The organism is Oleiphilus sp. HI0061 (genome assembly GCF_001635675.1).
The window spans coordinates 1-10,900 of the sequence record NZ_LWFE01001211.1 but is presented as its reverse complement, the minus strand read 5'-3'; the positions used below and the strand labels follow the sequence as shown (position 1 = coordinate 10,900).

Annotated in this window: 9 protein-coding genes; all 9 read left to right on the top strand. The window is 43.9% G+C overall.

Going from position 1 to position 10,900, the window contains the following annotated elements; all coding sequences use genetic code 11:
* On the top strand, window positions 1–1,510 hold a 1,510-nt coding region (mutL, locus tag A3735_RS18870), incomplete at its 5' end, for a DNA mismatch repair endonuclease MutL (RefSeq protein ID WP_082885931.1).
* A 33-nt stretch (window positions 1,511–1,543) separates the two neighbouring features.
* On the top strand, window positions 1,544–2,497 hold the full coding sequence (gene miaA, locus A3735_RS18865; protein ID WP_068514967.1) for a tRNA (adenosine(37)-N6)-dimethylallyltransferase MiaA: 954 nt from the start codon (window positions 1,544–1,546) through the stop codon (window positions 2,495–2,497).
* Window positions 2,498–2,579: 82 nt separating this feature from the next.
* Window positions 2,580–2,816: an RNA chaperone Hfq gene (gene hfq / locus A3735_RS18860; protein ID WP_068514970.1), complete on the top strand. Its 237-nt coding sequence runs from the start codon at window positions 2,580–2,582 to the stop codon at window positions 2,814–2,816.
* Window positions 2,817–2,892: 76 nt separating this feature from the next.
* A complete protein-coding gene (gene hflX, locus A3735_RS18855; RefSeq protein ID WP_068514973.1) occupies window positions 2,893–4,188 on the top strand; it encodes a ribosome rescue GTPase HflX in 1,296 nt (431 codons plus the stop codon).
* Between the two features lie 238 nt (window positions 4,189–4,426).
* Complete coding sequence (locus tag A3735_RS18850) at window positions 4,427–6,553, top strand: hypothetical protein (protein ID WP_068514975.1); 2,127 nt, start codon at window positions 4,427–4,429, stop codon at window positions 6,551–6,553.
* A 242-nt stretch (window positions 6,554–6,795) separates the two neighbouring features.
* Window positions 6,796–7,968, top strand: a complete 1,173-nt coding sequence (hflK, locus tag A3735_RS18845; RefSeq protein ID WP_068633366.1) for an FtsH protease activity modulator HflK — start codon at window positions 6,796–6,798, stop codon at window positions 7,966–7,968.
* The gene (gene hflC / locus A3735_RS18840) at window positions 7,969–8,841 is read left to right on the top strand and encodes a protease modulator HflC (protein WP_068513442.1); all 873 of its coding nucleotides are present in this window, start codon (window positions 7,969–7,971) and stop codon (window positions 8,839–8,841) included.
* Window positions 8,842–9,047: 206 nt separating this feature from the next.
* The gene (locus A3735_RS18835; RefSeq protein WP_068513439.1) at window positions 9,048–10,259 is read left to right on the top strand and encodes an ATP phosphoribosyltransferase regulatory subunit; all 1,212 of its coding nucleotides are present in this window, start codon (window positions 9,048–9,050) and stop codon (window positions 10,257–10,259) included.
* Between the two features lie 114 nt (window positions 10,260–10,373).
* On the top strand, window positions 10,374–10,900 hold a 527-nt coding region (locus A3735_RS18830), incomplete at its 3' end, for an adenylosuccinate synthetase (RefSeq protein ID WP_197485939.1).

Sequence of the window (10,900 nt, the reverse complement as noted above, 5' to 3'; positions counted from 1 at the left end):
GCGAGACATGGAGGCCCGCTTAAGTCCTGTTGCTCATAATCGAGGGACAAGTGTTGATGTTAGGGACTTGTTTTTCAATACACCTGCTCGAAGAAAATTTTTGAGAACAGAAAAGACTGAATTTAATCATTTAGAAGAAGTCCTAAAACGCCAAGCGCTGAGCCGCTTTGAAGTTAGTTTTGAGTTGGTTCACAATCAGAAGGTTGTGCATAGTTTACGCCCAGCGCCGACGATCAAGGAAAAACAGCTGCGTATCGCTGCCTTATGTGGCAAGCCCTTTATGGAAAATGCCGTTGATATTGATGTAGAGGCAACGGGGCTTAAGTTATGGGGCTGGGTAGCTAAACCAACCTTCTCAAGAAGTCAGGCTGACTTGCAGTACTTTTACGTTAATGGTCGTGTTATCAGGGATCGTTTGGTGAGTCATGCTGTAAAGCAGGCTTATCGTGATGTCTTATATCATGGGCGTCACCCTGCCTTTGTTTTGTATCTAGAGCTTGATCCTGCGCTGGTTGATGTCAATGTTCATCCGACCAAGCATGAGGTTCGTTTTAGGGATGGGCGCTTAGTTCACGATTTTATATTCAGAAGTCTTCATAAGGCGCTTGCGGATATTCGACCAGAAGAATTGGCCGCTCCTGAAGATGGTTCGGCACCGAATCGCGACTTGTCAAATATTCAGGCAAGTACTTCGCTTCAAGCTCAGGCTAGTGCTTTTACGCCGAGTTATGGTTCTCAGTCAGCAATGTCTTTGGGAGTCCAGGGAGTTAGTAGTGCGGTGACTGGCGCTGGCCAAGGTGTGGGAAGTGCTTCGCCATCAATGTTGCAAACATCTGGCCAGGGTGTTTCGGAGGTTCTATCTCAATATAAAGCCCTTCACCCTGATCAGAACCTTGGTCAGCAGCAAGAAGCTGTTGATGGGCGTGAACACCCATTAGGTTTTGCTATTGCTCAGCTTCATGGGATTTATATTCTCGCTCAGAATAGTAGTGGTTTGATTGTTGTAGATATGCACGCAGCTCATGAGCGGATTACTTATGAGCGAATGAAAAATGATTTTTATAGTGATGGAATCAAGGCTCAGCCCCTGCTTGTGCCGATGAATATCTCTCTAAGTCAACGAGAGGCTTCTGTTGCTGAAGAATGTGCCGGGGACTTACAGAAATTTGGTTTGGGCCTAGAACGGTCTGGTCCGGAAAGTATCGTTATTCGTCAGGTGCCAGTGATACTTCAGCAGGTGAATGTTGATCAGCTAGTAAGAGACTTGTTGAGTGATATGATTACGCACGGATACTCCGACCAGCTAGAGGCAAAAGCGAATGAGTTGATGTCGACTATGGCTTGTCATGGTTCGGTAAGGGCCAATCGATCGTTGACGATACCGGAGATGAACGCTTTGCTGAGAGATATGGAAGAAACTGAGCGCAGTGGTCAGTGTAACCATGGCCGCCCAACCTGGACCGCACTGTCTATGGGTGAGCTGGATAAGTTATTTCTGCGGGGGCGTTAAGATGTTGCGAATACCTTCTTTAAGGCTTTATCAATGAGCTTGCCTAGTGCAATTTGTCTAATGGGGCCGACAGCGGCGGGTAAGACAGACCTGGCAGTCTCTCTTCATGAAACCTTAGCTTGCGACATTATCAGTGTGGACTCTGCCTTGATATATCGAGGCATGGATATCGGTACGGCAAAACCCGAAAAAGAATTGTTGGCGCGCGCTCCACACCGACTGATTGATATTATTGCTGCTAAAGACAGTTATTCGGTAGCTCGGTTTTATGATGATGCGCTAAGAGAGATGCAGGAAATAACAAGTCGTGGACGCACACCTTTATTGGTGGGCGGTACGATGATGTACTACAAAGTTTTGCAGAATGGTATCGCATCCTTGCCTTGTGCTGATGACAAGGTTCGCGCAGCGATATCTCTTGATGCTGAAAAGCATGGCTGGCCTTATGTTCATGAGCAGCTGGCGCTAGTCGATCCCGAATCTGCCGCGCGCCTAAAACCAACTGATTCCCAGCGTCTTCAAAGAGCTTTGGAGGTTTTTCGGGTAACAGGAAAGACGCTGACTCAGTTTTGGCAGGATCAGCAAAGTCAATCAGAGAGTGGCGCAATTCCGCCAGCCCCCTATGAATTCATTAACCTCTCAATTGCACCGAGTGATCGTTCCGAGCTGCATCAACGTATTGCTCTACGCTTTGATATTATGTTGAAGAGTGGTTTTATCGAAGAGGTTGAAGGGTTTTACCACTCTGGAGAGGTGACAGCAGATATGCCTTCAATGCGTTGTGTTGGCTATAGGCAGGTTTGGGATTACCTAGATGGCAAGTTAACGAAAGATGAAATGCGAGAAAGGGGGGTTATTGCAACTCGACAACTCGCTAAAAGGCAGCTAACTTGGTTGAGGTCTTGGCCAAATTTGCACCAATTAGAGACGAATGATGTAAAAGTGCTGGCTAAAGCGCGAGAAATAATTGAAAATGCTAAATATTAAGACGCATCTCACATAAAAAATGAAAAAAATACGTTAAATGGAATAAAATAGATTTATTAAAAAAATACTAGGAGATAATAAAATGTCTAAGGGTCACTCTCTTCAAGATCCATATTTGAATGCACTTCGTAAAGAGCGAATTCCTGTTTCAATATTTCTTGTTAACGGCATTAAGCTACAAGGCCAGATTGAGTCATTTGACCAGTTTGTCATTTTACTTAAAAACACTGTTAGCCAAATGGTGTATAAGCACGCTATTTCAACGGTTGTACCTGCACGTAATGTTCGCGTTGCAACACCTGAAGAACAAGAGTCATAGTCTATCTTGACTCTATCCCCACTATCAGACTTTTATCGTCGCTTAGCTTTTTTGCCCGCCGGAGTAGTAATTAAACGTGTTTGACCGTCCCGACTCCGGTGAGCTGGCTATACTGGTTCATATTGATTTTAACTCTGAAAAAGAACGTGAAGACCCTGATGAATTCAAGGAGTTAGTGTCTTCTGCTGGGGTTGAAACGCTAGCAGTCATTACTGGCTCTAGAGATAAGCCGGATGCCCGGCACTTTGTTGGTAAGGGTAAGCTGGAAGAAATACAGTTCGAGTTAGAGCATGGTGAGGCAGATGTTGTGCTGTTTAATCATGCTTTGTCACCAAGTCAGCAGCGAAATCTTGAAGCGGCCCTGGAGTGTAGAATTATCGACCGTACAGGTATCATTTTGGATATCTTTGCTCAGCGGGCGAGAACTCACGAAGGTAAGCTGCAGGTCGAACTTGCTCAGTTAGAATATATGTCGACGAGATTGATTCGCGGCTGGACCCACTTGGAGCGTCAAAAGGGTGGTATCGGTTTACGAGGGCCGGGTGAGACTCAGTTAGAAAGTGATAGACGTTTACTTCGCGGTCGTATCAAGACTATTACCTCACGTCTGGAGAAAGTTCGTAAACAGCGTGACCAAGGTCGTAGAGCACGCACCCGTGCAGAAATACCAACAGTATCCTTGGTTGGTTATACCAATGCTGGTAAATCTACTTTATTCAATCGAGTCACTGAAGCGGATGTTTATGCTGCCGACCAGCTGTTTGCAACCTTGGACCCGACTTTAAGAAAGTTGAACCTGCCGGATATCGGCAACGCTATTTTGGTTGATACCGTTGGTTTTATTAGACATCTCCCGCATAAATTGGTAGATGCCTTCCGGGCAACGCTTGAAGAAACCTGCAACGCTACGCTTCTTTTGCATGTCATTGATTGTCATGATGAAGGTCGCATGGATAATATTGAGCAGGTGGAGCATGTTCTTAAGGAGATTGGTGCGGATAAGGTTCCGACTTTAAAGGTTTATAATAAGCTAGATCTATTAGACGGTCGTGAGCCGAGAATAGATAGAGATGAAGACGGTGTGCCGCAGCGAGTATGGGTGTCTGCTTATACGGGCGCTGGTGTAGATCTGCTTAATCAAGCGATTATTGAAATTCTTGGTGATGAAATAGTTCATCAGAAAATTAAGCTTGACCCTTCTAAAGGCGGAAAACTAAGAGCCTTGTTTTATGCTGCATCGGTCGTGCAGGATGAAAGCTATGATGAAGAAGGCGGGCTAGTTCTAGAAATTCGCTTACAGCGCCTCGATTACGAAAGACTGCTTCGCCAAGCTGAAGTTAATGAATCTGATTTAGATATCACTAACTTGTAATCACAAGCTATCCAGCCCGATAAAAGGCACTAAAATGTCACGCATTTGACTGAAAGCGTACAACCAAATGTGCATCAAGTCAGAAAATTACATTTCTCAAAAAAACTTACACTAAGTTATGTAAGTACTTCTGTTAAAAATAAAAAGCTGTGCTATGTTTTATAGATAGCGAACTTCTTTTCTAGGAATTCATCGTAAGATATTGATATTTTAGGCATTGCCAAATTGAGGATAAGATATGTTTCTTAATAAATCAGTGGTTTCATCGCTGAGCATGGCGCTTTTGCTAAGTGCATGTAGCGGAAGTGACGGTTTTGGTGTGGGTAATGGTAACCCAGATGATTCAAGTGGTACTGAAACTACTGAAACCGATTCCGGGACGGATACATCACCGACTGCTGACGTGGACGAGAGGTTAGGTTCTGGTTCAGGTAATAGTTTTGATGCTGGTGCAATGGTAACCGGTTTGGCTGACGGTGAGGTGCTTTCTTACGGTGCTAGTACGACGATATCTGTCAATGTAGTTAATGCAGGTAGGGATAATGAATTATTAGCAACGCCAACCTCAGTGAGCTTTAGTTCAGCTTGTGCGACACAAGGATTGGCGACAATTGGTGAATCAGCGTTAAGTTCTGCAGGTGTGGCGACCGTAAATTATACTGCCACATCTTGTACTGGTTCGGATACGATAACAGCAACGACAACTGATGATGAAGGTAATACCTCAACTGCATCCGTAACAATTGATATCTCTAGTTTAGGTTTGGGTAGAAGTTCTGGCGATTCTTTTGTATCGGGTGAAATGACAACGCTAACTGACGGTGTTGATCTAACCTATGGTGGCGACACGGTTGTGTCGGTCAATATTGTTGATACCAACGGTAATACTCTATTTACCTCTAGTTCCGTGTCGGTTAGCTTTACTTCAAATTGTGTGCAGCAAGGCAAGTCGGATATTTCATCTTCGGTTAATACAACGACAGGTACCGCGGTTGCAACGTATACTGCGAATACCTGTGAAGGGCCTGATGTCATTACCGCTACACTAAGTGATGGGACCTCAGCTACAGCAAATATTAACGTAGCAGAGCAAATACTAGGTGAATTAGCTTTTGTATCGGCTGATCCTTCAACCATCGCGTTGAAAGGCAGTGGCTCAAGTGCTCACCCAGAGGTTACAACCGTTACCTTCAGTTTGAACGATGCGACGGGCGAGCCGATGGCAGGTGAAACAATTGAATATTCTCTGTCAACGAATGTGGGGGGGATTACTTTCCCTAATGGCTTATCGACTTATTCTTCGGTAACGGATGAAGAGGGTAATACTTCAGTACAGCTTACTGCTGGTGGCGTTAACATTAGTGTGGCAATCATTGCAACGGTAACTGTTGAGTATGAGGATGGTTCAACTGCAACGACAACTACGACATCTGATTCAATTGCCGTTCTGGGTGGACTTCCTGACCAAGACAGCTTTACTTTATCTGTAGAGACCTTTAACCCTCGTGGTTGGGATATTTCTGGAACAACTTCTCGAATGACTGTGCGCGCAGGTGACCGCTTTAATAATGAGGCTAGAGATGGTACTCAGGTTTCTTTTGTGACAACCGGTGGTCAGATAGTGGGTTCCTGTGAATTAGATAGTGGCTTTTGTTCAGTTGATTGGACAAGTTCGAATCCGCGTCCCGATAACGGTTTAGTGCATATTATGGCACGTACGACTGGAGAGGAGTCATTTATTGATGCGAACTTGAATGGTCAATATGATTTAGGTGAAGTCATAGATGTCGAACTGGACGAAGCTTATATCGATGTTAACTATAATGGTGTGCGTGATGATAATGAGTTCTACTCAGATTTTAACAATAATCAGGTATACGACACTAAGACTAATCCGGGATTTTATCAGGGGGCAAGTTGTACTGAGGCAGCTGAAGAACCTTCGGATCCTGATGACCCTAATTCTCCGTATCATTGTGAGTCGCTAGTCGATGTAAGACGTGTAGCTACGATCTGTATGTCTGAAGATGATGTCGTAATTTCTGATAACTTAGGTGGTGGGGTTCTGGATGCTTCAGCGGGCGCCGCAGGAGTTCTAGTTACAATTACTGATGGTAAAGGGCTAATGCCTGCAAATGGCACTACTGTAGCAGTAAGTGTTGAGGATGGTGAGATTGTAACGGGCCAAAATATTGTAATTCCTAATCAGTGTCCAGTAGATTCTGACGGTAATCCGATTCCGTTTACTAACATGATTATAGTAGAGGCAGATGATGACCCTGCTACTAGCTTCGGTACATTAAAAGTCGCTGTAACACGCGCAGATGGGGTGATTGAAGAACGTTTTATCTCTTTCCTTCACTAGGTTTCTTATTTAATAGTTAGATCTAAATCCTTAATGGGGAAGCATAAGCTTCCCCATTTTTATGTCTGATAAACGCCCACCATAAAAACCGCTTGCTGTCCGTCTCCAAGCACAATACTATGTGCCTCTTGTAAACTAAGACTTTGCCCTCATTAACCACACTTGTGGGCAATTAAGTCACAATACTTTGATTCGTTAGAATCTTTCATGAAACTAATCTAAAAAATGTAACGGAGTCTTCTATGGCCTGGAATGAGCCGGGTGGTAATCGTAATGATAACGACCCTTGGGGTTCTAATAATCGAGGGAATAAAGGCGGCAATAATCAAGGGCCACCAGATCTCGACGAAGCTTTAAAACAACTGATGGATAAGCTTAATGGCTTATTTGGTTCAGGCCCGAAAAAAACTGGTGGCTCTTCTGGCGGTTCAAGCCAGGGTGCTGGTGGTGTATTTATTTTGGCATTGATTGCGCTGGTTATCTTTTTAGGCTTCAAGTCATTTTATACCATTGATGAGCAGGAAAGAGGCGTTGTCCTTCAATTAGGTAAGTACAACCGAACCTTGGACCCAGGCTTACGCTTTGTGATTCCTGTTGTCGAGAAGGTCATTCCTGTAAACGTAACTAATGTTCGAAATGCCGAGTTGAAGCAAGAAATGCTGACTCAGGATGAGAATGTGGTTCAGGTTGAGCTTAACGTTCAGTATACGGTATCGGACCCAGTAGCATTTGCTTTACGTGTTGAAGATCCAGAGCGTAGTTTACAACATGCTGCTGAATCAGCGTTACGGCATGAAGTGGGTAGTACAGATTTGAACCCAATTCTAACGGCTGGTCGTGCTGTGCTTGCAGAAAATGCGCGAACGCGTCTGCAAAGCTTTATGGATTCCTACGACACGGGTGTTAACGTTAGTATTGTTAACGTTAAAGAAGCGCGTGCACCTGCTGCTGTTCAGTCAGCTTTTGATGATGTTCAAAAGGCTAATCTGGATAAAGAGCGTTATGTAAACGAAGCAGAGGCTTATGCCAATACCGTTGTTCCCGAAGCGCGTGGTAAGTCTCAGCGAATGTTAGAAGAAGCGAACGCATATAAAGAGCAGGTTATCTCTCAGGCACAAGGTGAGGCTGATCGTTTTAAGAAGTTACTTGTTGAATATAAAAAAGCGCCAGAAGTTACCAGAGACCGTTTATATCTTGACGCAATCTCATCGGTATACAGCAATAGCAGTAAAGTCTTGGTGGATGTAGAAGGCGGCAACAATATGATGTATTTGCCTTTGGATAAGCTAATGTCTAACCGCTCTGTTAGTCTATCAAATGATGATAGCGTAGATCAGTCTGTGTCAGATATTGCAGACCAAGTTATTGAGGAGCTTCGTTCAAGAAACAACCGTACATCCAGGGAGAGCAGATAAATGTCTAAGTCTTCATTATTATCTTTGATTTCATTACTGGTTGTTGTCGTTGTTCTATCTGCATCGATTTATGTAGTAGATGAGCGAGAAGTGGGTATCAAGCTTCAGTTTGGTGAAATCGTTGAAACAAACATTCAGCCAGGTGTGCACTTCAAGATGCCTTTCTTTCAGAATGTTCGTTTGTTTGATGCGCGTCTTCTAACCTTAGATGCACAGCCAGCACGTTTTCTTACCGTGGGTAAGAAATTTGTAATCGTTGACTCTTTCATTAAGTGGAAGATTGTCGATGTTAAAGCTTATTACAAGGCAACAGCGGGTAATCGTTGGCAAGCCACGACCTTGTTGGCGAACTCAACCAACAAAGGCTTACGAGACGAATTTGCATCTCGCAGCTTAACTGAGGTGGTATCGGGTGAGCGTGATCAGTTGATGAGTATCATTACCAAGAAGCTAAATGAGCAAACGGTTAGTGAGTTTGGTATTCAAGTGGTCGACGTGCGTGTGAAAGGAATTGACCTGCCTGAAGATTTGAGTAAAAACGTATACCGTCGTATGGCGACTGAGCGTGAGCGGGAAGCAAGAGAAACTCGTTCGCAGGGTAAGGAGCTAGCAGAAGGTATTAAGGCAAACGCCGATCGTCAAAAGATTGTACTGGAAGCTGATGCTTATCGTAAGTCGGAAGAAATACGTGGTGAAGGTGATGCGATTGCTGCAAACACCTATGCTGAAGCCTTCAATAAGGACCCAGAGTTCTATTCTTTTACGCGTAGTTTGAAAGCTTATACAGATACATTCTCTGGTAAAGATGATGTCTTGCTGCTTAAGCCAGATAGCGACTTCTTTAAGTATATGAAGAAGCCTGACGCGAAGTAATCTAAGTTAATTTCGCTCTATCAAAACGCGAATAGATAAGTTCTATTCGCGTTTTTTTATGCTTTTTGCAAACATTGGTTTTTTTGTGCGCAATAAAACTGTAAAATTGCGTGCTTTTGGGTCTTCTAGAATTTGAAGGCCAATTTCAGCCCTTATTTTGCTGAAATAATGTTGTTTGATAAGACTGTCCATAAGAGAGAATTTGTATGAGTGTGTCTGAACGCTGGTTACTGCCAGATGGGGTTGATGAACTGCTGCCACCAGAAGCGTGGAAAGTAGAGCAGATGCGCCGCTCGATGCTCGATATTTATGCTTCCTATGGTTACGAGCTGGTATCACCGCCGCTTATAGAGTATTTAGAGTCATTGCTGACGGGGACTGGAAACGAGTTAGATTTACAGACGTTTAAGGTGACCGATCAGCTCACAGGCCGTTTGATGGGGGTACGCTCTGATATAACGCCTCAGGTAGCAAGAATTGACTCGCATATGCTTAAAACTAACGGTATTAGCCGACTATGCTATGCAGACACCGTGCTACATACTAGACCTGCACACATGCTTACTAACCGCTGTCCGATGCAAATTGGCTGTGAATTATTCGGTGAGAAAAGCCAGGCGGCAGACCTTGAAGTAATTTCTTTGATGCTAGATACGCTAAATGCCGCTCAGGTAGGTCGTATACATATTGATCTGGCGCATGTCGGAATTTACCGAGGGCTGTTAGAATCTGCAAGCTTTGATGAAAGTACTGAAATTAAAGTGTTTGATGCACTTAGTCGAAAATCTATACCTGAATTGGACGCTTTAGCTCAAGCAGATGATGCAAATAAAGAGATAATTTTACTTATTAGAGATATTGCCAACCTAAGTGGTGGTGTTGAGTCTCTAGAAAAAATTCGTCAAAGTGTTGAGCGTTTAAAGCTAAGCGCTAACGAAGGTATTGTTTCCGCTATTGCTGAGCTGCAGAGAATTATTGATCAAATTCAGCTTCGTTTTGATGGTGTTGAAATCGGGATCGATTTTTGTGAGTTACGTGGATACAGCTATCATACTGGTATTTTGTTTTCAGCGTTCAGCTTGGGTTATGGATATGCCTTAGCGAAAGGTGGCCGCTACGATGATATCGGTAAAGGTTTTGATCATGGTCGGGACGAACGTTCGCGTCCTGCTACCGGCTTTAGCGCAGATCTAAAAGCTATTTTGAAAGTCTCTAGCTTGGCTGCAGAAACGCCTGAAAAGGAAAGAGTCTTTGCACCTCTGTCTGATGATAAAAAATTGCATAGTGAGGTAGCAGCGCTACGTAAGTCCTATCAGGTAGTTCAAGCGTTAAATGCTGCAGATACTGCGAAAGGGTATTCTTGTAGCAAACAGCTGGTATTAAAAGATCAACAATGGGCTCTTGAGCCTGTTGGCTAGTGTTATTTCGGGCGGCTAAGATAGCGGTCCATTCAGTTTAAAGGCTTGTCAGTATCTTGTTTAGCTGGCAATTAGCAATAAAAGCATTGTGCTTTTTCTATGAGAAGAGAAGTTATGGGTAAGAATGTTGTCATTTTGGGCACCCAATGGGGTGACGAAGGCAAAGGTAAAATCGTTGACTTATTAACAGATCAGGTTGCGACGGTAGCGCGATTCCAGGGTGGCCATAATGCCGGTCATACACTGGTAATTGACGGGGAAAAGACAGTATTACATTTGATTCCTTCCGGAATTCTACGTGATAACGTTACTTGTCTGATTGGTAATGGCGTCGTGCTTGCTCCTGATGCTCTTATCAAGGAAATGACTGAACTTGAAGAAAAAGGTGTGCCGGTTAAGGAGCGCTTAAAGCTGAGTTTGGCTTGCCCATTAATTTTGCCTTATCACGTTGCGCTTGATCAAGCGCGAGAGATAGCGAAAGGTGCTGATAAGATCGGTACGACTGGTCGCGGAATCGGCCCAGCGTATGAAGATAAAGTTTCTCGTCGAGGTCTAAGGTTAGGTGACTTGGTTGATGCAGAAAACTTTGCTAAAAAGCTTAAAGAAATTATGGAATACCACAACTTTGTATTGGAAAACTT